Source organism: Arthrobacter sp. N1 (assembly GCF_048288285.1).
GTDB lineage: Bacteria > Actinomycetota > Actinomycetes > Actinomycetales > Micrococcaceae > Arthrobacter_D.
Map to the genome: position 1 here is coordinate 1,064,937 of NZ_CP102608.1, position 22,261 is coordinate 1,087,197.

Annotated in this window: 18 protein-coding genes; 14 read left to right on the forward strand and 4 right to left on the reverse strand. The window is 71.5% G+C overall.

The genetic code is table 11. From position 1 onward, the window contains the following. Positions 1 to 40 precede the first annotated feature (40 nt). From NVV32_RS04810 to NVV32_RS04830, 5 genes are all read left to right on the forward strand, one after another. Complete coding sequence (locus tag NVV32_RS04810) at positions 41 to 1,036, forward strand: PP2C family protein-serine/threonine phosphatase (RefSeq protein ID WP_422391561.1); 996 nt, start codon at positions 41 to 43, stop codon at positions 1,034 to 1,036. Further along, on the forward strand, positions 1,033 to 2,604 hold the full coding sequence (locus NVV32_RS04815; RefSeq protein ID WP_422391562.1) for a hypothetical protein: 1,572 nt from the start codon (positions 1,033 to 1,035) through the stop codon (positions 2,602 to 2,604). Before NVV32_RS04810 ends, NVV32_RS04815 begins: the two co-directional genes overlap by 4 nt. After that, positions 2,601 to 4,256, forward strand: a complete 1,656-nt coding sequence (locus tag NVV32_RS04820) for a serine/threonine-protein kinase (protein WP_422391563.1) — start codon at positions 2,601 to 2,603, stop codon at positions 4,254 to 4,256. The genes NVV32_RS04815 and NVV32_RS04820 overlap by 4 nt, the downstream gene beginning before the upstream one ends. 16 nt (positions 4,257 to 4,272) lie before the next feature. Then, positions 4,273 to 4,980, forward strand: coding sequence for a hypothetical protein (locus NVV32_RS04825; RefSeq protein ID WP_422391564.1), 708 nt, complete (start codon positions 4,273 to 4,275; stop codon positions 4,978 to 4,980). 118 nt (positions 4,981 to 5,098) lie between these two features. Continuing rightward, complete coding sequence (locus NVV32_RS04830; protein WP_422391565.1) at positions 5,099 to 6,376, forward strand: RDD family protein; 1,278 nt, start codon at positions 5,099 to 5,101, stop codon at positions 6,374 to 6,376. Between the two features lie 935 nt (positions 6,377 to 7,311). Here the strand turns inward: NVV32_RS04830 and eccCa are convergent. From eccCa to NVV32_RS04850, 4 genes are read right to left on the reverse strand one after another with little or no spacing between them, the layout of a single operon-like run. Continuing rightward, a complete protein-coding gene (eccCa, locus tag NVV32_RS04835) occupies positions 7,312 to 11,343 on the reverse strand; it encodes a type VII secretion protein EccCa (protein ID WP_422391566.1) in 4,032 nt (1,343 codons plus the stop codon). Then, positions 11,340 to 12,296: a hypothetical protein gene (locus NVV32_RS04840; RefSeq protein WP_422391567.1), complete on the reverse strand. Its 957-nt coding sequence runs from the start codon at positions 12,294 to 12,296 to the stop codon at positions 11,340 to 11,342. Before NVV32_RS04840 ends, eccCa begins: the two co-directional genes overlap by 4 nt. Positions 12,297 to 12,301: 5 nt before the next feature. Next, positions 12,302 to 13,630 carry a type VII secretion integral membrane protein EccD gene (gene eccD / locus NVV32_RS04845; protein ID WP_055770427.1) on the reverse strand — a complete coding sequence of 443 codons (1,329 nt, stop codon included), beginning with the start codon at positions 13,628 to 13,630 and terminating at the stop codon, positions 12,302 to 12,304. A gap of 4 nt (positions 13,631 to 13,634) precedes the next feature. Continuing rightward, on the reverse strand, positions 13,635 to 13,955 hold the full coding sequence (locus tag NVV32_RS04850; RefSeq protein ID WP_422391568.1) for a hypothetical protein: 321 nt from the start codon (positions 13,953 to 13,955) through the stop codon (positions 13,635 to 13,637). Positions 13,956 to 14,217: 262 nt separating this feature from the next. On the opposite strand from NVV32_RS04850, the gene NVV32_RS04855 reads away from it, so the two are divergent. The 9 genes from NVV32_RS04855 to NVV32_RS04895 all read left to right on the forward strand — a co-directional run bounded on the left by NVV32_RS04855 (position 14,218) and on the right by NVV32_RS04895 (position 22,145). Further along, a complete protein-coding gene (locus tag NVV32_RS04855) occupies positions 14,218 to 14,538 on the forward strand; it encodes a hypothetical protein (RefSeq protein ID WP_200914819.1) in 321 nt (106 codons plus the stop codon). A gap of 96 nt (positions 14,539 to 14,634) precedes the next feature. Further along, the gene (locus tag NVV32_RS04860) at positions 14,635 to 14,940 is read left to right on the forward strand and encodes a pore-forming ESAT-6 family protein (protein ID WP_055770437.1); all 306 of its coding nucleotides are present in this window, start codon (positions 14,635 to 14,637) and stop codon (positions 14,938 to 14,940) included. 195 nt (positions 14,941 to 15,135) lie between these two features. Then, on the forward strand, positions 15,136 to 15,516 hold the full coding sequence (locus NVV32_RS04865) for a hypothetical protein (RefSeq protein WP_157365847.1): 381 nt from the start codon (positions 15,136 to 15,138) through the stop codon (positions 15,514 to 15,516). Further along, positions 15,476 to 16,387: a hypothetical protein gene (locus tag NVV32_RS04870; protein WP_422391569.1), complete on the forward strand. Its 912-nt coding sequence runs from the start codon at positions 15,476 to 15,478 to the stop codon at positions 16,385 to 16,387. The genes NVV32_RS04865 and NVV32_RS04870 overlap by 41 nt, the downstream gene beginning before the upstream one ends. 159 nt (positions 16,388 to 16,546) lie before the next feature. Beyond that, a complete protein-coding gene (locus NVV32_RS04875; protein WP_422391570.1) occupies positions 16,547 to 17,110 on the forward strand; it encodes a hypothetical protein in 564 nt (187 codons plus the stop codon). A 123-nt stretch (positions 17,111 to 17,233) separates the two neighbouring features. Further along, a complete protein-coding gene (locus NVV32_RS04880; RefSeq protein ID WP_422391571.1) occupies positions 17,234 to 18,352 on the forward strand; it encodes an SseB family protein in 1,119 nt (372 codons plus the stop codon). Positions 18,353 to 18,436: 84 nt separating this feature from the next. Next, positions 18,437 to 20,803 carry an NAD-dependent DNA ligase LigA gene (gene ligA / locus NVV32_RS04885; RefSeq protein WP_422391572.1) on the forward strand — a complete coding sequence of 789 codons (2,367 nt, stop codon included), beginning with the start codon at positions 18,437 to 18,439 and terminating at the stop codon, positions 20,801 to 20,803. After that, entirely contained in the window at positions 20,800 to 21,681 is an 882-nt protein-coding gene (locus NVV32_RS04890) for an inositol monophosphatase family protein (protein WP_422391573.1), read from the forward strand. The genes ligA and NVV32_RS04890 overlap by 4 nt, the downstream gene beginning before the upstream one ends. Beyond that, positions 21,678 to 22,145 (forward strand): DUF2087 domain-containing protein, encoded by a 468-nt coding sequence (locus tag NVV32_RS04895; RefSeq protein ID WP_422391574.1) that lies wholly within the window; start codon positions 21,678 to 21,680, stop codon positions 22,143 to 22,145. The genes NVV32_RS04890 and NVV32_RS04895 overlap by 4 nt, the downstream gene beginning before the upstream one ends. The last annotated feature ends 116 nt before the right edge of the window (positions 22,146 to 22,261 follow it).

Genomic DNA, 22,261 nt, shown 5'->3' on the forward strand with positions numbered 1-22,261 from the left:
ACACCCCCTCCGCTTCGCCGGCCCGCTCCCGGGAACCACCATGAGTGAGCCGCAGGCCCACGGCTCGCACGCCGTCGACCTCGGAGCTGCGTCGGGCAGTGGTGCGTCGAGCGCGCACGGTACCGCGGACCAGGGCGGAACGGGGTACGGCGCAGGCGGCGGCCCCGCTGTCCCGGCCGACGTCGACCCCGAGCGCGACGACGCCCGCCGCTCCTCACCGAGCCTCGGCATCCGCCTGACGTATGGGTTCGGTACGGATCGGGGTCTCCGCCGCGAGCTGAACGAGGACTCCTTCATCGCCGTGGAGCCCGTCTTCGCCGTGGCCGACGGCATGGGCGGCCATGAGGCCGGCGAGGTGGCCAGCAGCATCTGCGTACGGACGCTGGGCGCCAGCAGCATCATCGGCAGCAGGGCGCCGCAGTTCACCGCGAACGATCTCGAGGACCTCATCCGGGACGCGGACCAGCGCATCCGCAGCGAGGCGGGCGGCCACGCGGGCACCACGCTGACCGGCGCCGTGCTCGTCGAGGAATCCGGCGCGCCCTACTGGCTCTTCTTCAACGTGGGCGATTCCCGGACGTACCGCCTCAGCGGCGGAACCTTCGGCCAGATCTCCGTGGACCATTCCGAGGTCCAGGAACTGGTGGACATCGGCCGCATCACGGAGGAGGAGGCGCGCACGCACCCGCGCCGGCACGTCGTCACGCGGGCGCTCGGGACGGGTGACGACGCCGAGGCGGACTTCTGGCTCATGCCCGTCGAGGAGGGCGACCGCATCCTCCTGTGCTCCGACGGGCTGAGCGGGGAGGTCACGGACGACGGTATCTGCACCATCCTCAGCACCGTGGAGGACCCGCAGGAGGCCTGCGACGAGCTGATCGCCGCGACCCTCCGGTCCGGCGCGCGGGACAACGTCACCGTGATCGTGATCGACGCGAGCGATCTCGGCGGCCACGACGCGGACGCCATCACGGTGCCGCGGGGCGGCCTCTTCGCCGCGGACGGGGACGCCCGGCTTCCCGGTGCGCCGGCGTGAACCCTGCACCGCTCGGGTACAGCCCGGGGGAGTGGCTCTGCCTCGTCCGGCACGGGCTCGTCGCCGTCGTCCCGCGATCGACGCCCGTCGAGGACCTGGAGCGACTGTGGCAGGCGTTGCTTCCGGGCGTCTCGCTCGGACACCTGCTGCCGGTCGCCGCACGCGGGCTGGGTGCCGGACTCGACGCGGTGCCGCCCTTCGCGCTCCTGGCCGTCGGTGAGGACCTGCACGTGATGCTGCGGGGTCCGTTCGCTCTGACGACGGGGGAGCAGGGGGCGGAGACGGCGCGGGTGGCCGGGGGCGGACGCATCACCACGTGGACGGAGAGCGTCATCGAGGGTGGTGGCCGCGGGGCCTTCGAGCTCGCCTGCGGTGAAGCCGTGCCGCCGGGCCCGCTGTATCCGATGGAGTCGGGCATGGTGCTGGCCTCGGTCATCCGTGGCGGTACGCGCGTCCCGGGCACGCCCGACGTCGTCCGGGTCTCCGGTGCCGACGGGGTGTCCGGCAGCCCCGCGCGGGAGGCCGTGGTGCCCGTGACCCGCCCACCGGCTGCGGACCCACCCCGGCCGACCGACCCGGTGCCCGTTCGGCCCGCCCGTCCGGTGAAGACCCTGATCGACTCCATCCCCTGGCTGCGCGCCGATGCGGAGGGCGCGGGCTCCGGAGCGAGCGACGCCCGGACCACCGACGACGGGACCGCCGCGGCCGCGAGGCCCGCCGATGCCGGCGTCCGGACCACCGACGACGGGACCGCCGTGGCCGCGAGGCCCGCCGATGCCGATACCGACGCCGATGCCGACGCCGATGGGCCACGCTCCGCACCGATCCCCGCAGGCATGAGCGATCACGACGGTGACACGATCATGGGTCCGCCCTCGCCCGATGTGGATTCCGACCAAGCGGACGAGCGGATACCGGAAGTACCAGCACCTGCGGTGCCGGTATCTGCAGCGCCGGTACCGGAGGCTCCGGGTGAGGCGGAGGGCCGGAGGCCGACCGCCCCGCAGGCCGTGGGTGACGCCGACTCCGCGGACACGATCGTCCGGCCCGGCGCCGCTGGTCCCGATGCCCAGGAGCGCTCGCTCCGGTCGCCGTCGAGCCCGGGTACGGGTCCGCTGGTCGTGGCACGCCTGTGCCGTCAGGGGCACGCCAACGCGCCCACCCGTACCGTGTGCAGCCACTGCGGGTCCGGACTGAACGACGAGACGGAACAGGTGCGGCGCCCGAGCCTCGGACAGGTGCGGCTGAGCACAGGAGAGGTGTTCGAGCTCGACCGGTCGCTGGTGTTCGGGCGGCAGCCCTCCGTCTCGCGCGTCGCCGGCCGGGAGATGCCGCGGCTCGTGCAGGTGCCGAGCGGCGGTGGTGACATCTCACGCTCGCACGTCGAGGTGCGCCTGGACGGCTGGCACGTCCTGCTCTGCGACCTGCGGGCCACCAACGGCACGCTGCTGCTCCGAGCAGGCCAGCCACCGCGCCGGCTCGGCGAGGGCGAGACGGCCTTCCTGCTCGACGGCGACGTCGCCCAGCTGGCCGACGACGTCTCCCTGCGCTTCGAGGGACTGCCGTGAGCCCGAAGCGACTGCCGGCGCCGCCTCCCGCCCTTCCCGGGTACCGCTACGTCAGCCTCCTGGGCTCCGGCGGTTTCGCCGACGTCTACCTGTACGAGCAGGACCGCCCGCGTCGACGGGTCGCCGTCAAGGTGCTCCTCTCGGACCTGCGCACCGACGGCGCACGCCGGGCCTTCGAGGCGGAGGCGAATCTGATGGCGCAGCTGTCCTCCCACCCGTACATCGTCACCATCTTCGAGGCGGACACCACGGCGGACGGGCACTCCTACCTCGCCATGGAGTACTGCTCCCGGCCCAGCCTCGACGTCCGCTACCGCAGCGGCCCGCTCTCGGTCGCGGAGGCACTGACGGTGGGCGTCCAGGTGGCGTCGGCGGTCGAGTCGGCGCACCGCGCGGGGATCGTCCACCGCGACATCAAGCCGGCCAACATCCTCGTCACGGACTACAACCGTCCCGCCCTCACCGACTTCGGGATCTCGGGCACCATCGGCGGGACGGGCGATGTGCAGGACCACGGCATGTCCGTCCCGTGGTCACCGCCCGAGGTGTTCGGGGACGAGGCGGTGGACGGCGTGCTCGCGGACGTGTGGTCCCTGGGTGCCACCGTCTACACCCTGCTCGCCGGTCACTCACCCTTCGTGCAGCCGGGGGCGGACAACGGGCAACTCGCACTGATGGACCGGATCGGATCTGCACCGTTGCGCCGGACGCACCGCGAGGACGTCCCGGACTCCCTCGAACTGGCGCTCGCCACGGCGATGTCCAAGCAGCCGTCGTCGCGCTTCCCCTCGGCCTACTCGTTCGGACTGACGCTGCAGCGCATCCAGACCGAGCTCGGATTCTCGGTCACGCCCTTCGAGGTCCTCGACGAGACCGGGGACACGGTCGGCGAGGACGACGGCGAGGAGGCGACGCGCGTACGGCGCGTCCTGTCGATCGACCCCGGCGCCGGCTCGCCCAGGCCGACCTTCGCCGACGCGCCGACCACCCGCCCCGCGACCCCCCGGTTCCTGCCCGTTCGGACGGGGCAGGACGCAGCGCAGGGGGATCCGGACGGGGGACGGACGGTTCTCCGCGGATCCTCCGCCGTTCGCGGTACCGGCACGTCATCCGGTCGGACGGGAGCGGATACGGGCACCACGGGTCGCACGACGTCGTCGACCCTCCCGTCCGGGGCGGAAGCCACGCCGCCCGACGCTCCGGGACGCGGGGCACGGCCCGCACGCAGTACATCCGCTCTGCTCGCGGCGGGCGCCGCCGTCGTGGGCGGGATCGTGATCGCCGCGATCGCCCTGGGCGGGACGGACGAGGACACCGGGCCGCCGCCGGGCTTCACGCAACCCCCCGCCGACCCGCTCGCGGGCGTGGAGGGCAACGTGCCCCCGCCCGAAGCGGTGCAGGGCAGCGCGGACGGAGACTCGGTCACCTTCAGCTGGACCAATCCCGACCCGCGGGACGGGGACGTCTACCGATTCCGCACCGTCACGGTGCGGGAGACGTCCGACTGGACCCGGACGCTGCAGACCACCGCCTCGGTGCCGGCGGACCCGTCCGGTACCACGTGCATCGACGTCCAGACAGCGCGCGGCAACGGCCAGGGGTCGGAGCCTGCGGCCGCGTGCTGGCCCGAACAGCCCGAACAGCCCGAATGACGCGGAGAGGATGACCATGGGGGAGCTCGCGCTCGACTACTGCGGGGAGTGGCACGAGCCGCCCGACGACGCCGTGTTCAGCATCGGCAGGGAGGGTGACCTGGCGGTGGACGAGAACCCGTACCTCCACCGGCAGTTCCTGGAGATCGCCCGGCAGAACGGCATCTGGTGGCTGTCGAACGTGGGCAGCATGATCTCGGCGACCGTCGCGGACACCACCGGCGGCATGCAGGCCTGGGTCGCGCCGGGTGCGCGCATCCCCATCGTCTTCGGCCAGACGCGGGTCGTCTTCACCGCCGGACCGACCACCTACGAGTTCGACATCCACCTGCGGACCCCTGCCTTCCGGCAGCAGGCGAGGGCTGAGGACAGCGGCGGAGCGGCCACGATCGGACCCGTGCGGTTCACCGATGCCCAGAAGGCGGTGATTGTCGCGCTCGCGGAACCCCTGCTGCGGCGTGAAGGCACCGGCTACAGCGCCATCCCCTCGTCCGCCCAGGCTGCCGAGACGCTCGGGTGGGCGCTGACCCGCTTCAACCGCAAGCTGGACAACGTGTGCGACAAGCTGGATCGGGTGGGTGTGGCGGGACTTCGCGGCGGAGCGGGCAGGCTGGCGACCAACAGGCGTGCACGGCTCGTCGAGCACGCGATCACCTCCCACCTCGTCACCGCCGAGGATCTCGGCCTGCTCGACACCCAGCAGGGCCGCGCCGAGGACGAATGATCCCCCGGAGGGGTGGCGGAGGAACCGGCACCGCGCCCACCTAGAATCAGGACGGTCGGTGTCGCACGGTGAGGGGGACGTCCCTGCACGGCACCCCCAGGAAGACAGGACCCATCCCATGGCCCCGAAGCTCGTCAACGCCCTCGCCCGACAGCGTGTCATCGCCAAGGTCCTGGACGCCGTCCTGCCCGCGCTGGCAGTCGCGGTCGCCCTCCTGGTCGGTGGCGGGACCACGGCGGTGCTGACGGCCTCGGGTCTGGCGCTGCTGTACTGGATCGGCGTGCTCGTCTGGGAGTCGGTGTCGGGACGGACGCCGGGAAACGTGGTGGTGGGCCTCAGGACCGTCGGTCCCGCCGGTGGGCCCCCGGGATTCGGTCCCGTCCTCGTCAGGGCGCTGGCCCTGGCCGCTGCCTCGATCGTCCCGCTGGTCGGTCCCGTCGTGGTGCTCGTCTCCAACCTCTGGGACCGTGACGGGCAGCGGAGGGGCTGGCACGACAAGCTGGTGGGGACCTATGTGGTGGATGTCCGCGCAGGCCGCGATCCGCTGGTCACCGGAGGCATCGACGGACCCCCTGCGCGCGACGTCGCGCACGGCGAGGATGCAGGCATCGGACCGGTACCGGTCCGAGCGGACGCGGCTGTCAGCGGCCGGTCCGGCGACGGGGTGGAGAACCTGGTGCTCGCCGGACGCAGGCTGCCGGGGCAACAGGTCGGGGGCCCGACGGACCGTTTCGCGCCGTCGAATCCGCCACCGGGATCGGGTACGGCGGGAGAAGACCCGACCGGGACGACCGCCGCGGAGGCTGCAGCGGGACCGGCAACGACTCCGTCGGAAGACTCAGCAGCCGATCTCGCGGCCGGGGTCGTTCCGCGGGCACCCGCCGCGGAGGCTGCAGCGGGACCTGCCGATGGCGCTGACCGGGCCTTCGCCGGCGTCACCGCATCCGCACCCGCCGGCAGTGCTGCTGCGCCCGACGTCGCCGTCGGCACGACCTGGGCACCCGATGAGGGGCACGCGGGCGGTCGCTCCGCGCCCGGTCCTGACGTGTCGGCGGGCGACCCGGCCGTCCCCGTGCTGCGTGTGCTCGTCTTCGACGACGGCACGGAGGTCGAGATCGCCGGGCAGGCCCTGATCGGCCGTAATCCGGAACCGCGGGCCGGGGAGTCGGTCAACTACCTCATCAATTTCGCCGATCTCAACCGGTCCGTCTCGAAGACCCACGTGCATGTGGGCGTGGACGACGGTGCGGTCTGGGTGACCGACCGCGGTTCCACCAACGGCAGCTTCCTCCTGGACCAGACCGGGGTGGAGCAGCCGCTCCACCCCGAGGTGCCGATGCTGCTGCCCTCGGGGTGCGGCGTCCGCTTCGGCGACAGACGGTTCACCGTCCGCTAGCTCTGCCCGGCCGGTCAACCAGTCAGCCGGTCATCCTGCCGCCGCGCCCGCCAGCCCGTCAGCCGGTCAGCCCGGCAACACGAGGGCCAGCGCCCCCACCAGGGAGGCATAGGCCTCGAGGGGGTGCTGCCGTCCCGGGATCTCCTCCTGCGCATACTGCACGGCGAGGGACTGGGCGGGAGCAGCCCCGAGGGGCCGCGCATCCCCGCCGGACCCCGATGCGAGGCGCGCAGCGGGTGCGGCGCCGGTCGCAGCGAGTGCCTCCGGACCGAAGAGGGGACGGCGGGAACTGTGGAGCCGGTGAAGCGCGCCGGCCGGGTCAGGCCCGTGTAGCCCACCCCGTGCCCGACGAGCGCCGTGCGTGCCCGTGCCGCGTACAGCGCCCCGGCGAATCCGGCCAGGTCCGCGGAGGAGAGGGGGTCGTCGCTCTCTGCCAGGATCTCGACCGATTCGACCACGGCGTCGGAGGTGCGCTCGACAGTCAGCACCCCGATCGCCGGGACGGGGCTGCTGCTGCCGGTGCGACCACGACCCCGCGGCACCGACGGGCGACGGCGTGCGCCAGGGCTTCCGCCAGCGGGTCGGTGCGGGGCACGTTGGCTGATGTATGCAGGTCCTGCCACCACACCGGCGTCCGACCGGCGACGAACCGTCGGCGGCGACCGGGGAGGTGAAGAGGTCCGGGATGCCGACGGATCCCTCCGGTGCCGAGACGTCGGCGCCGGGGTGCAGCCTCGCGAGCTCCGCCGGCGTGTGGACGAGCTTCGCCCGCTCGACGACGAGGAGCGTCACCGACCGGTCGTCGAGCAGTTCCAGACAGTGCCCGTCCTAGGACGGACGTATGTCGACGGCGTCGACCACGTGATGCAGGGCCTCGATGACGACTTCTCCGGTCGGCTCGTCGACGGACAGCACGGTCCAGTCACTGCTCATGCCTACCCCTCCTGTGCGCCCGGTGACACGGAGACCGCTGCCGGCTCGTTCCACAAGAGCTGCACCGTCTGGACCGGCCGCCCGGCCTGGACCAGTTGACCGCGCCCGGGCGGGAGCGCGCGAGCCCTGACCCCGCTGACCAGGGGGCCTTCGCCGCGGTCGCCGGAGAGGACGAGGGCCGCCGTCCCCGAGTCGCGGAGGGAGCTGGAGAAGGTCTCGTACAGGCCTCGCGACGAGCCCCGCACGCGTCGGGTGAGGACGGCATGGAGGCCGATCTCGCCGGCGAGGGGGAGATAGGGTGCCAGCCGCGCGAGGGGAGCCGAACCACCGGCGGTCAGGATGTCGTAGTCGTCGATGACCAGGACGATGCGCGGCATCGGCTGCACGGCGGCCCGGCCTGCTCCGGTGCGCTTGTCCAGCTCGGTGGCGACGGCGGCCGCGAGCTGCTCGGCCAGGGCGGCGCTGGTCGCATAGCCGCCGAGGTAGGAATCCGGGACCTGGTCGGCCAGGGTGCGGCGGGGGTCGAAGACCGCGAGGACCACGTCGTCCGCCGTGTGCTGTGCCACCATGCTGCGGATGACGGAGCGGAGGACGTTGGTCTTGCCCGACCCCTCGTCGCCCAGGACCATCAGGTGCCGCTCGCGCAGCTCGAGGTCGAGGTACTCGACGTCGAGGTCCGCCTCGCGGAGGCCGAGGGGGACCAGCGCCTGCCGCTCGGGGACGGCGACCGTGGACGCGGGCACGGTCTCGGGCAGGACCCTGACACGCATGGCCCGCTGGTCCGTCGAGGACGCGACCGCGGCCACGAGATCGCGCATGCCCTGGACCGCCGTGTCCTCGTCGGAGACACCGTCGATGCGGGGGAGCGCGAAGTGCCCCTGGAGCCCGTTCGCCGCCAGGCCGCGCCCGGGACGTCCCAGGCTGACGGCGTCGGCGGTCTTCCGGCCGTGGGCGGACTCGCCCGGATCCGCGAGCCTGAGTTCGATCCGGTTACCGAAGAAGCTCTGCTGCGAGATGCGGATCTCGTTCATGCGCGAGGACGTCGTCACCACGTGCAGGCCGTATCCGCCGCCACGGGCGATGAGCGAGTGCACCTGCTTCTCGATGTCCTCGAACTCGTCCGTCAGCTGGCCGTAGCCGTCCAGGACCAGGACGACGTCGGCACTGGTCACCTCGGGGACCTGGCCCTGCGCACACATGCGGCGCAGGGTCGGCAGGGAGTCGATCTGGTACCGCTCGAAGAGCCGCTCACGCTCGGTCAGCATGGCGAGGAGCTCGTCGATGGTGCGGCGGATCACCTCGCGATTGCTGCGCACGGCCACCCCGCCCACGTGGGGCAGACCCTCGAGGGCCATCAGCGAGCTGCCGAGCAGGTCGATGCCGTAGACACCCACCTCGGCCGGGCTGTGGGTCAGTGCGAGGCCGGCCACGATGGTGCGGAGCGCCGTGCTCTTGCCCGTCTGCGGACCGCCTACGATCGCGAGGTTCCCGCCGTTGGCGGACAGGTCGAGCTCCCACACGCCCTGCCACTGGTGTGCCGGGTCGTCGAGGAGCCCGACGCCGATCCGGAGGGGGGCGGTCCGGGTCATGGCGTGGCCGAGACGGAGCCCCTGGCTCGTCGTCTGGATCCCCCCGGCCGCGGCGTCGAGCGAGATGCCGGCCGGCAGCGGAGGAAGCCAGATGGGGTCGACGGCGCGCGGGAAGGTGGACAGCGTCTCCATCAGGGTCGAGAGCACGGTGGGGCCCGTGGTCCGCTTCGATCCGCTGGTCGACTGCGGTGCCGGCGCCTCCCTGGCCGCCGGGTTCGAGGAGAGGAGGGTGGCGGCGTACCGCGGGACCTCGAGCACCTCGTCCAGCTCCCCGCCGTCGTCCTCGTGCTCCTGTTCCTCGAGCAGCGCGTCGAGCGGGCCCGAGACGTAGCCCGCCTTGAATCTCGTGTAGGTGGTGGTGTCCACCTTGAGGTAGCCGAACCCCGGCACAGGGGGCAGGTGGAAGGCATCGGGAGTCTCGAGCACGGTCCTGCTCTCGGCCTCGGACAGCGTACGGAGGCCGATGCGGTAGGACAGGTACGTATCGAGTCCCCGGAGCTTGCCGGCCTCGATGCGCTGGCTGGAGAGGAGGAGATGCACGCCGATGGACCGTCCGATCCGTCCGATGGACAGGAAGAGGTCGATGAAGTCGGGGCGGGCGGTGAGCAGCTCGCCGAACTCGTCGATGATGACGACGAGGTGCGGCAGGGGCGGCAGGTCCTCCCCGTGCGCCTTCCGCTCCTGCCGATGCAGCTGGTAGTCGGTGATGTTCGCGAGGTTCCCCGCGGACTTCAGGACTTCCTGGCGGCGCTGGATCTCGCCGGCGAGGCTGGCGTACACCCGCTCGATCAGGCTGAGGTCGTCGGAGAGGTTGGTGATCACACCGGTGACCTGCGGTGCCCGTTCGAAGGGTGCGAAGGTGGCGCCGCCCTTGTAGTCGACGAGCACCATGGCGAGCGTCTCGGGAGGGTGGGTGGCCAGGAGCCCGACGACGAGGCTCCGCAGCATCTCGCTCTTGCCCGATCCCGTGGCGCCGATGCACAGGCCGTGCGGGCCCTGGCCGAACTGGGCCGCCTCCTTGAGGTCGAGCAGCGTCGGTCGTCCGCGGTCGTCCGCGCCGAGGGGCACACGGAGGAAGTCGACCTCGCTGCGCGGCTGCCAGAGCCGGCGGATGTCCTCGGTCCCGAGTTCAGGGGTCAGTCCCAGCATCTCGAGGAACCCCACCGAGCTCTCGGACGCGTCGTGTTCGAGGGAGTCGGGGGACAGCCGCAACGGTGCCAGATCGCGGGCCACCGCCTCTGCCGTGGGAACCGGGAGGTCGTCGAGGATGCCGCGCTCGACGAGGGGGTCGACGCTGTCCACCCGGTAGTTCTCGACCATGAAGCCGTCCGGGGTCTCACTGATGCGCAGCGCCACCTCACCCGGCTCCTGCAGCCTGTCGGCCACCAGATGCACGGTGGTGATGCCGAGCTGACCCGGCGCGGCGTGGGTGTCGGGCAGGTGCAGTTCCACCGGTAGGCGTCCGTAGGCGTCCACCACCACGAGGAGGCGGGGCAGCGCAGCGCCGACACCGCCGCGGAGGAAGTTCTTGCGGGACTCGGCAGCGAGGCTCGACCGTTCGAGGAGATCCTCGCGGAGGAGGTCGGAGAGGTGCTCGACCGTCGGTGCGAGCCGGCGCACCGGTCCTGTCCGGTGGGTCTTCTGCTGGTCGGCGAGGTGCGGGAGCCAGGTCGCCCACTCCCAGTCGGGGCGCTCCTGTTCGTCGCAGGCGATCGCGAGGAGCAGGTCCTCGGGGGAGTGGAAGGACGCGGTCTCGGCGACGAGCAGCCGCCCGACCTGCAGCACGAACGCGCGGGAACCGATCACGCTGACGTTTCCGGCACAGTCGAGGGGCAGCGTGATGGGCAGGTCCGGGCTCGACTCGTAGCGCTGCCTGAGCAGCTCCAGCTCCGTCGTCATGAACGTGTCGGCCTGCTGCAGGGCGGACCCCGCGTTGGCGACGTGGATCTCGCGGTTGCGCCTCGGGCCCGTGCCGAGGCGCACACGCAGGAAGTCCTCGTTGGCACGCCGGCGTTCCCACAACCGCTGGGGGTTGCGGATGATGTCGAAGAGGGCGTCCGGCGGGGGACTGCCGACCCTGGCGACGCGCTCGGCGAGCTGCTCCTCGGCGCGTAGCTGGGTCCTCGCGCGCTCCAGGTACTCGAGGTAGTTCTCCCGCTGCTCCCGCCGCTGCCGGCCCTGCTTGCCCCGCTGGCTCACCATCATGACCACCGAGGCGAGCACGGTGACGATCATCATGAGTGCGCCGACGGCGGCCAGGGAGGATCCCCTGAAGAGCATCATCACGGTCATCGACAGGCCCGCGCCGAGCAGCGGGACGAGGGACATCATGTTCATCCCGCCCCCGCCGGATTCGACAGGTGGTGGGGCGTCCAGGCTGAAGGGCGGAAGCTGGCGGGCCGGTGGCGTGGTGCGGGCCGGCCGGTGCACGATCCGCACGCTCATCGGACGCCTCCGTCGATCGCCAGGTGCAGCGCGCGGGACGCGAGTTCGCTCACCTGCAGCCGCGTCCTCCGCGCGAGCAGCGCCAGGGCCAGTTCCACTCCGGCCGCGAGGTGCCGGTCGTAGTCGAGGTGGACCGCGGGGATGCCCGCCCCGCTCAGCCGCGCGGCCTGTCGTGCGGGGTCCAGGGCGGCGCGGTCATCCACGCGGACGACGACGACGAGCAGCGGCACGTACCCGGGCTCGCCCGGTTGCGGCCACCGGTAGGTGACGGCGAGGGCGTCCTCGATCCCTGCGACGGACGCCGGGGTCACGAGGAGGGCGGCGTGAGCCTGGTCGACGGCCCAGACGGTCGTGGGGAGCTCCATCCCCGCGCCGCAGTCGTAGACGGTGACGGGACAGAACCGGGAGACGGTGCGGGCCAGGCCCGTCGCGTCCTCCGTGCGCGTCCCGGCGAAGGGCGGCACCGTGAGGCGGGCGGCCCCGCTCCCCGCGACCAGGAGGTTCTCCTGTGCCCTGCCCATGACCCCTGCGAGCCCGTCGACGGTGACCACGGGTCCCGAGGCGATGAGCTCGGCGGCGGACGGCGCGGATTCGAGGCCCAGCCTGAGGCTGAGGGTGCCGAGACCGGTACCGGCGTCGATCGCCGCGATGGTGTCCGAGCGCATGGCCGCGAACACGCGTGCGAGGAGCGCGGCCGTCGTCGTCCTCCCGGCTCCGCCGCGCGATCCGATGACGGCGATACGCCGCCCGGTGGTCACGGGGGCCTGGGTGCCCGCCGCCGCCCGGGTGAGCTCCTCGCCATAGGCGTCGCTGCGGAAGAGGTCGGTGACGTTCTGCACCAGGGTCCGCAGCGGACCGTCCGCGGGACGCGTCCTGAGGACCCTCCGGAGGCGTTCCTCCGGCGTCTCGAAGGAGCCGGTGCCACGAGGGACGGGGTTGGAAGAGGTCGTCACGGCGTTCATCCGAAGCTTTCGAGGAGTTGGGCGAAGACGCCGAACATCCCCACGGTGAGGGGGACGGAGACGAGGATCGCCAGGGTCTCGAGGCGTTTGGCCTGCTGCCGGCCCCGCGCGGCGACATGGTCGGCCGGGGCGACAGCCAGCGAGACGGCACTGACCACACCGATCAGCAGCACGACGACGCCGACGAGCCAGGGCTGGTGGGGGAGGAACCGGAGGGCGCCGAGCGCGAGTGCGGCGAGACCGACGGCAGACGCGGCATACAGGGCGATCCGCTCGGCCGCGAGCGGGAAGGCACGGGCACGCAGGGCGGTCGCCACGATCAGCGCGGCCAGGAGCGGCAGGGTCCATGCCTGCGTGCTCGCATCGGTGCCGATGATCCAGAGGCCGGTTCCGATGGAGACGGCGGTGACGACCGATCCGAGGCTGAGTGTCGCGTGTGCGGCAGCGATCGCGTCGATCGCGTCGGTCCGTGCGATCGTGTCCCCTTTCGCCCGCTGGTCGTCGAGCGTCGCGAGCCCGGAGGAGGTCAGTGCGATCTTCGGCAGCAGCCCGAGCACCAGGACGCCGGCGAGGGCCGCGAGGGCGGCCGCCTTCGGCGGGTCGGGGGCGAGGACCGTCGCCGTTACCCAGACGAGGGACACGGTGGCAAGGGTGAGTGCCGCGCTGGTCATCGCCCGGCGCCTGTCCGCCACGATCCCGATGGCGAGGAACAGGACGATGGTCAGGACCGCGGTGAGGAGCGCGGCCACGGGTAGTCCGTCGTCCCGGTGGACGAACCCGGCGAAGGCGCAGATCCAGCCGGTGGCGAGCAGGGCGATTCCCACGGTCCGGAGGCGGGGGGCGGCACCGGCGAGCGTCCCTGCGCCGAGGAGGACGACCCCGAGGGCGCCCATGATCCACCAGGCGCTGTCCGCGGCGTAGGCCTCGAGCAGCAGCTCCGCGCCGGCCCACAGCCCGAGCGCCGTGAGGACGACAGCCGTCACCGATGCCAGTCCGGCGGTCCAGCGACCACGGACCTCCGGGCCGCCGTCCACCACGAGGTCGGTCACGTCGTAGACGACGGCGGCGGGCGGAGCCTCGGCCGCGTCGCACAGGAGGAGGGAGGACCCGTCGGTGACACCCGCGTCGTCGAGCGTGCCGGCGGCGTCGAGCGGTGCACCATCGGGGCGGACGAGCAGCTTGGCGGCGACGTCCTCGCTCGGCTCGTCCTGCAGGAGGTCGAGGACCTGTGGCATCAGGCCCCCCACGGGCCGGTCGGAGGGGAGGAGGAGGTCGAGGTGGCGCCTGGTGCCGATGAGGGTCACCCGGGTGAAGGCGTGGGCCATCCGGTCAGTCTCCAAGGGGTCGGTGGGGGAACCAGGGCGAGGCCTGGTTGCGGGGGTCGCCCGCGGGCTGGTGGACGATGCCGACGGCGCTGTTCTGCTGTTGCTGCTGGCGCTCGCGCTGCTCCTCGAGGAGGTTGCTGACGAAGGAGATGCCGACACACACCGAGGCGACGACGGCGGCGAGGGCGACGCTGAAGAGGAAGAGCCGCACGGAATCCATCCACCGTCGCTGGTGCGGATTCGCACCGAAGAGGACCGCGTTGGTGAGGCGGTTCCTGCGGACGGTGACGGACTCGATGAGCTGGCTGTCGTAGTCGTTCGCCACAAGACCCCCCCGGATTGTTCCTGAAACCGTTCATATACTCGCATCCTTTGACCCGCACGCCGTCCTCCGCGGGCCGGGATGGGGAGAACTACCCATCCTCCGACCTTGACCATCGGCCCCCAGGCCGGTTCGATGAGTACAGCAGGGCCCGCAGGCGTGATGTCGCCCGGGTCCGCGGTCCGCCGGGGCCGGCCCGCTCAGGGTGCAGCAGAGGCATCGAGAAGCGCCGGAAGGCGCCAAGGGGGTAATCGTGAAGTTCGACATGGGTTCACAGACACTGTCCACGCTGACACAGCAGACCGGTACGTCGAACGAGGACCTGGGCCAGCTGGTCCGCAGCCTCGTGGAGGCCGTCGCCCCGCTCGAAGGCAAGTTCAACGGTCAGGGCCGCGTCCGCTTCGACGAGTTCAAGCACCGTACGGACGTCGTCGCCAACGAACTGAACGCCTCGCTCGGCATCATCCTGCAGGGTCAGTCGGAGATGGACACCGCCTTCCAGACCGGCGACCAGGAATCGGCGGACAACGCGACCCAGCAGCAGGGGTCGGCCGCCTTCGACGCCGCGCGCTTCGGCGGGCGCTAGCCCAGCCGGTCAGGCCGCGCCTCGCGGCTCCGCCCTGCGGGGCACCTCCACTTCTCCCGAGTACGGCGCCGGACCACCGGTGCGGAAGGACACACCATGTCACAGGATCGCGTCAGCTTCGATACAGATATCTCCGCCTCCGTCCAGGGCGACATCCAGTCGATCGTCGGGCGTCTCGAGGCCCTCATCGCCGACCGCGAGAAGGCCGTCAGCACGGCGATGTCGGATTTCCAGGCCGACGGCGTCTCGGAGGAGTACCAGGCGGTCGAGGTGCGCTTCAAGAATGCCGCCAACGAGACCCGCAACATCATCTCGCTGGTCAAGGAGACGCTGGGCCTGAACGACCAGACCGCCACGGGTGCTGGTTCCCGGGCGCGTTCCGCCGTGCAGAACATCGGCTGATGTGCCCCGGCACCACCGGGACACCTGCGTCGGCGGAGGGCCGGACGGGGGAGTCGACTGTCCTGTGACGTAGCGACCGGCGAGGTCGTCGCCGTCCTGAACAGCGTGAACGACGAGATGCAGGCCTAGGAGGCCCTCTTCACGACCCTCGGTGAGAACCTCTCGGCGCCGGCCACCGCGTGCCTGGCCGAGCCCGTGTCGGCGGAACCGGAGTCGCTGAGCACCGAGGTGGTGCAGCCGGCCCTGCAGAACGTGGCGGGACGGTCCGGAGCGGCCGTCGGCGCGGTGAACGAGGTGGCGACGATCCTGACGACGGCGGACATCGACAGGACGACCGCCGCGAACCAGGCACTCGTCCGCACCGAGCAGGCGAAGGTCGACGACCTGCCGGACGGCGGCGGGTCCGCCGCACCGGCCTCGCGCACCATCCCCCGCTGGGGGCGGCGCCCACCACGCGTGGGTCCGCAGCGGCCGCGGCCCTTCTCCGTCCGCGTCGATCCCGATGGGTCGCCCACACCTCCCGGACAGGTCTCCCATGACGATCGACATCGCCGGGTTCGACGCGGTGCTTCCTGATGCGGAAGACATCAGGACGGCCGCCGGAGCGTTCAAGGACACCGTCGGCTCGATCACCACCACCGCCACGGTCACCGGGCTGTCGACGGTGTTCCCCCATCATCCGGAGGGAGCCTTCGTCAGCCTGGGGTGGGGTGGGCGGCTGGAATCCCCGGCGGAGCTTGCTCCATGCTATGAAGCGATGTTCGCCCTGATCCAGCAGCTGGCAGGTGACTCCTTCCGCTTGTACGGGGGACGCCCGACCCCGGAGGCGGAGGTCGGGGAAGTACCGATGAACGGTGCTCCCCTGATCGAGTGGATCGCGTCATACGGTCGCGAGCCCGGAGCCGAGCGCGTGCCGTGGAGCACGACGTCCGCGTCACTGAGAGCAGACCCGGAGGCCACAGGACATCGGACGGCCTCCATCTCTGTGGCTGCCGGGGCTCCTACGCGGACGGCGAACACTGTCCTGCTTCGTCTGGCGCCGGACTTCCCGATCGGGACCGCCCAGGAATCGGTGGAACTCCTGCTGGCCCTGGTCCGCATCTGGCAGCCCGATATCGCGGTCCTCCTGACGTCCGACGCTGTTGCGTCGATGTCCCCGTCCACGCATGCGGCGTATGCGTCGTGGACGTCGACCCTGGCTCGGGGGGAGGAACCGACTGGCAGGGGGGAGACCGCCGTTCGCTACGGGGACGGGACGGTGCGGATCGCCGAGGAATGGTCGGTCGAGGCTCTGACAGCGCTCAACGGTGAACTGGTCGCGGCCGGTGCGCCTCGCCTGTCGAAAGGTCGCGCACTGCAGCTCCCGCCGACCCTTCCCCATGACGTGCCCGAGCATCTGATGGACATCTGCCGGCACATCCGCGTCCCGAACCCACGTGGGAGGTAACGGATGGACCCAGGACTGCGGGCGTGCACATCCATCGTTCCCGACCGACCGAAGCCCTGCGGTGGCGTTCCGGTCGACGTCGGACCTCCGCCGATCCCACCCGGCGGTGACGGACCCGTGGACGCCGCGGCTGCGGGCGGACCTCGGCCGAGGAAACACGTGAGGACGCTGCGGGAATCGATCGATCCTGAGGTGCTGGCGATCGTGGCGGAGTGGTTCGGGGGCAGTGCGCCGGTGTGGCAGGACGACGAGTGGGCCTGCTACGACGCCGAGACGGACGGGATCCTGATCACGGGTGAGCCGGGCGCCGTGTCGGTGTTCTTCACCCTTCATCAGGGCGACCGCGGTGGTGGCCCCGATGTGGTGTGCACGGATCCGGCCGACGCACTGCGGTATGCCCTGTTCACAGCGGGTGTCAGGTTTCGTCAACGGCATCTGTACGGGCGCCTGCTGGTTCCGTTCTCGCCGGCGCTCGCGCGTGCAGGGTTCATCGCCGCACCCCTCAACGGATTCGGGGCGACGCTGACGGTGGACGGCGGGGAGGATCCGGCGTCGGAGCGGCGATTGTCCTTCAGGATGGGAGGGGAGGCGACGGAGGCGACGTTCTACCTGGGTGCCGGCTTCCCGGACCTGAAGGACTCGATGCGCGCGCCGGGCGGACAGCCCCTGTTCGGGGACGTGCGCCAGGTCCCGGCAACGAGCCTTGAGCGGGCCCGGCCCTGATCGGTGTCGTCGTCCCTGGTCCTTGTCCTTCGTCGCGGCGCTGTTCGGTGCCGGCAGTGAGAGTGCTGTGATGGTGCGGGTGAGTGGTGGAAGTCCCGGTTCGTCCGGCCTGTCGGTTCGGATGTGGTGCGTCAGTGGTTCGACGCCGATGAGGGCGTGTCGGTGGCGAGCTTCCTCGAGCAGTGTGACCTGCCCCTGCAGTTCGTGGACGGCCAGGGCCTGTGGGCTGTGACGATCGGCGAGGCGGGTCGGGTGGAGGCGGTGGTTCGTCAGGCATCGGCGCCGGGCGCGCGGGGTGCCGTCCCGGACGTGCTGTACGCGACGGACCGTACGCTGGGCGAGTTCGCCTCCGACGACGGGGCGGTGTACGTGGTGTTCACGTCGGCCCCGGGGCCGCTGGCCGAGGTGGTGGAGCGCGCGAAGGACGGTCGGGTCTGGACGGCGTCGTCCCCGGGCGGCGAGGTCCGCAACGGTCGGGTGGCCGACGCCGTCGTGCAGTTCGCGACGAGTCCTGACCAGCGGTCGATGATCGAGGTGCTGCGTGGCTGCCTCGCCGGTGAGTTGCTGGTGGATGTGACCGGCTCCGACGCGGCGTCGCCAGCCCTGCGCGGTTTCCTGGGGGCCCGCGATGTCCCGGCGATCGGCGTGTTCACGGACCAGGGCGAACTCGCCCGGTTCCTGGCGGGCCAGGGCGACGGATCAGATGCGCCGCAGTCGCTCGCTCTGCCGGGTGGCCTCGCCCTGCAGACGGCTCTGGAGGATTCGAGGGTGGGCTGGGTGTACGTGAATCCGGGGGGTCCCACGTGTGCTCTGGCCCGTCCGGACCTCGAGTTCGCCCTGCAGGGGCCGCCGAACCAGGCGCTGCGCGAGGTGGTGGTGCGGCAGGGCTCGCAGCAGGAACTGTTCACGGCGATGCTGGGGGACACGAGGGTGTTCCTGGGTGAGATCGAGAGGGACGGCAGGAAGCAGCCCCTCACCGTACCGGTCGACAAGGACGGATCCGCCGAGGTCCACCTCGCTGTGTTCACCTCTGCTGCCGAGGTCGCGGCATTCGACGCCACGGCGGCGGTGCGGGCGTTCACGCCCGAGTGGGTGATGCAGCTGGTGTTCGGGCAGCGGCTCGCCGGGGTGCTGATCGACCCCGCCGGCCCGTCGGCCTCGATCGGGTCGTTCCAGATCTGGCACCTGCTCGACAACCCTCCGCTCGACGGCCCAGCCACGAGGGTCCAGGGCGCGTCGTAGCCGCCGACGCCCTGCGCCGCTCGACGGGGGCTCGGGGGGTCCTCGCCAGTGGCCCGTGTCGGAGCCGTAGGGCAGGATGGGCGAGTGACTTCCCCAGCAGACGATGCATCACCGGACAACCCGCGGACGGGTTCGGGCGGACCTCCCGACGGCGATCTCCGGGAGGAGTATGCGCTGCTCGCGGAGGAGATCCGGAAACACCGGATCGCCTACTACCAGGAGGCGGCTCCCACGGTGTCGGACGCCGAGTTCGACGCCCTGTTCCGGCGCCTGGAGGAACTCGAGGCCCTTCACCCGGAACTCGTCTCGAATGACTCGCCCACCCAGGAGGTCGGCGGTGAGGTCTCCTCCGCCTTCACGCCGGTCGACCATCTGGCCCGCATGTACAGCCTCGAGGACGTCTTCTCCCTCGAGGAACTGAAGGTCTGGCTGGACCGGGCCACGGCAGGCGTCGAGCAGCGCAGCCCCGGCGCGGGCATCCAATGGCTCACGGAACTCAAGATCGACGGTCTGGCCGTCAATCTCCTGTACCGCGACGGCGAGCTCGTCCGGGCCGCCACCAGGGGGGACGGTGTCACCGGCGAGGACATCACGCACAATGTCCTCACCATCGCGTCGATCCCGAAGCGACTCGCCGGCACCGATCACCCCGAGGAGGTGGAGATCCGGGGCGAGGTGTTCTTCCCCACCAAGGAGTTCGGCCAGCTCAACGAACGCATGGTCGCCGCGGGCAAGGCGCCCTTCGCCAACCCGCGCAACGCCGCGGCAGGCTCGCTCCGCCAGAAGGACCCGGCCATGACGGCCGAGCGTCCGCTGGACATGTACGTGCACGGGATCGGCGCGAGGACCGGCCTGTCCGCCGAGACCCAGTCCGGCACCTACGAGCTCCTGAAGGCCTGGGGACTGCCCACGTCGCCGTACTACAGGGTGCTGCAGGACCAGGCCGACGTCGTCGCGTTCATCGAGCACTACGGCGACCATCGCCACGACCTGCTGCACGAGATCGACGGCATCGTGGTGAAGGTGGACAGCTTCGCCCTGCAGCGCGCGCTCGGTCACACCTCCCGGGTGCCCCGGTGGTCCGTGGCCTACAAGTACCCGCCCGAAGAGGTGAACACCAAACTGCTGGACATCCTCGTCAACGTGGGACGCACCGGGCGCGTGACCCCTTTCGGCCTCATGGAACCGGTGAAGGTCGCCGGGTCCACGGTCGGCATGGCCACTTTGCACAACCAGGAGGTCGTGAAGGCCAAGGGCGTCATGATCGGCGACATCGTGGTGCTGCGGAAGGCAGGGGACGTGATCCCCGAGATCGTGGGGCCGGTCATCGCGCTCCGGGACCAGCAGGACCCGCCCGTGCGGGAGTTCGTCATGCCCACCGAGTGCCCGTCCTGCGGGACGGCGCTCCAGCCGGCCAAGGAGGGCGACGTCGACATCCGCTGCCCGAATGCGCGGTCCTGCCCTTCCCAGCTCCGGGAGCGTGTCTTCCACCTGGCCGGCCGTGGTGCCTTCGACATCGAGGCCCTCGGGTGGGAAGCGGCCATTGCGCTGACGCAGCCTGCCGAACCCGAGGTACCGCCCATCACCACCGAAGCGGACATCTTCGACCTCACGCCCGAGAAGCTCGCCGATGTGAGGATCGAGCGGGACAAGAAGGTCAAGGGCGTGGTGACCGGCCGTGAGCTGGTGCCGTACTTCTACTCGAAGGGCACGGCCAAGAAGCCGTCCGAACCGAGCGCTACCACCCGCAAGCTCTTCACCGAGCTGGAGAAGGCGAAGCGGCAGCCGCTCTGGCGTGTCCTCGTCGCGCTCTCCATCCGCCACGTCGGTCCGACAGCCTCCCGGGCCCTGGCGACGGCGTTCGGATCGATGGAACGCATCCGCGCGGCCACCGAGGAGGAACTCGCCGACGTCGACGGCGTCGGTCCGACGATCGCGGTGGCCCTGACCGAGTGGTTCGCCGAGGACTGGCACCGGGAGATCGTGGACCGGTGGACCGCGGCGGGTGTCCGCATGGAGGACGAGGTGGACGAGAGCACCCCCCGTACGCTCGAAGGCCTCACCGTGGTGGTCACCGGATCGCTCGAGCGGTACAACCGCGACGAGGCGAAGGAGGCCATCATCACCCGGGGCGGCAAGGCAGCGGGCTCGGTGTCGAAGAACACGAGTTACGTGGTGGCGGGTGAGAACGCGGGCACCAAGCTGGAGAAGGCGGAAGCACTCGGTGTCGCCGTGCTGGACGAGGAGGGGTTCATCGCGCTGCTGGAGCACGGGCCCGCCGCGCCGGCGGGCACCGCCGACGGGAGCGGCTCGGCCGCCGACCCGGCCGGGGAGTCCGGCCAGGGCCACGCTGCCGGGGAGCCGGATCCCAGCGAGGACGAGGACGTCGCAGGGGATCTCGACGCCGGCGCCGGCACCGATGCGACGACGGCGGCAAGGCCCGAGGGATGACCGCGGTACCCGGCCCGGTGGGAGCGGCGTCGGCATCCGTCCCCGCGCTGCTCCACCTCGCGCGCCAGGCAGCCGCTGCCGGGGCCGCCGTCCTCGCGCGCCGTGATCCCTCGGCCTTCGAGGCCGGCAGCAAGAGCTCGGACAGCGACTGGGTGACGGCGTTCGACGTCGCTGCGGAGCGGGACGTGCGGGGCGTCATCACCGATTCCCGGCCGCACGACATCATCACGGGAGAGGAACTGGGCACCACCGTTCCACCGGGCCCGGCGGCCGCGTCCGACCGCATGCGGTGGTCCATCGACCCGCTCGACGGCACCACGAACTTCATCCGCGGGATCGTCTACTACGGAACCTCCGTGGCCGTCGCCGACGCGAACGGTGAGTGGCTCGCGGGCGTCGTCCATGCGCCCGCCCTGCGCCGGGTCTACTGGGCGTCCCGGGGTGGGGGAGCCTGGCGGAACGACGACGGCGCCGTCCGACGGCTCTCGGGTCCGATCGCCGGACGCGGCGGCCTCCTCGCGACGGGCTTCTCCTACGACCCCTCGACGCGCAGCGACCAGGTGCGCGAGCTCGCGGACCTGCTCGACGGGTTCGGGGACCTGCGGCGGCTCGGCTCGGCGGCGCTGGACCTCTGTCTGGTGGCCGACGGCACGCTCGACGCGTTCGTCGAGCGTGGGCTCAACGAACACGACTATGCCGCGGGCGCCCTGATCGCGGCGGAGGCCGGTGTCGCGGTGCGCCGCCCCGACCTCACCCCCATGCTCGACGGCGGACCGGGCGACGCCGAGCGCCTCGGCGCCGTCACCGTTGCCGGACCGGAGGACTTCGTCCACGCCGTCACCGGAGCTATAGCCCGCTCGACCGAGAGGCCGCGATGACCACGCCGTCCTGGCAGAAGGTGTTCTCCACGCTGGCCGGAGACCGATCGCGCGAGCTGTACGCCAGGGCCGTCCTCGGACAGCCGCTCGAGGCGACGCCGAAGGAGCTGCAGCGTCTGGGTGACGCGGGGCTCGTCCTGCCGGACGGCACTGTCGACGAGCACCTCTTCAAGGCTGTCCTGGCGGCCGCGGCACCGGGAACACCGAAGGGCGTGGACAGGTTCTTCCACGAGGGCCGGATCCACGGGCTGCCGCGCGCCGGCCAGGACCGTGCGGACCTGCTCTCGCACCTCGCGGAGCGGCTCCTGCCGGCTGATCAGGAGATCAGTGAGCCCGAGGTCAACCGGCTGCTCGCCACGGTGACGCGCGATGTCCCGACGCTCCGCCGCGCGCTGGTGGATCACGGCCTGATGGAGCGCTACCCGGACGGCACCGGATACCGACGTGTGAGCGCGGCGGCCTGATCCGACGGTCCGGTGGGCCGACCACCTGCAGGTGCGTGGAGGCAGTTCCGGGACGATGCGACAGACAGAAGGACTCCCGCACGGGTGCGGGAGTCCTTCTGTCCGAATGGATCCGA

Coding starts and splice junctions, on each gene's coding strand:
- NVV32_RS04810 (WP_422391561.1), top strand. CDS start 41: ATGAGTGAGCCGCAGGCCCACGGCTCGCACGCCGTCGACCTCGGAGCT.
- NVV32_RS04895 (WP_422391574.1), top strand. CDS start 21,678: ATGACCACGCCGTCCTGGCAGAAGGTGTTCTCCACGCTGGCCGGAGAC.
- NVV32_RS04860 (WP_055770437.1), top strand. CDS start 14,635: ATGTCACAGGATCGCGTCAGCTTCGATACAGATATCTCCGCCTCCGTC.
- NVV32_RS04890 (WP_422391573.1), top strand. CDS start 20,800: ATGACCGCGGTACCCGGCCCGGTGGGAGCGGCGTCGGCATCCGTCCCC.
- NVV32_RS04825 (WP_422391564.1), top strand. CDS start 4,273: ATGGGGGAGCTCGCGCTCGACTACTGCGGGGAGTGGCACGAGCCGCCC.
- eccD (WP_055770427.1), bottom strand. CDS start 13,630: ATGGCCCACGCCTTCACCCGGGTGACCCTCATCGGCACCAGGCGCCAC.
- NVV32_RS04830 (WP_422391565.1), top strand. CDS start 5,099: ATGGCCCCGAAGCTCGTCAACGCCCTCGCCCGACAGCGTGTCATCGCC.
- NVV32_RS04855 (WP_200914819.1), top strand. CDS start 14,218: ATGGGTTCACAGACACTGTCCACGCTGACACAGCAGACCGGTACGTCG.
- NVV32_RS04870 (WP_422391569.1), top strand. CDS start 15,476: ATGACGATCGACATCGCCGGGTTCGACGCGGTGCTTCCTGATGCGGAA.
- eccCa (WP_422391566.1), bottom strand. CDS start 11,343: ATGAGCGTGCGGATCGTGCACCGGCCGGCCCGCACCACGCCACCGGCC.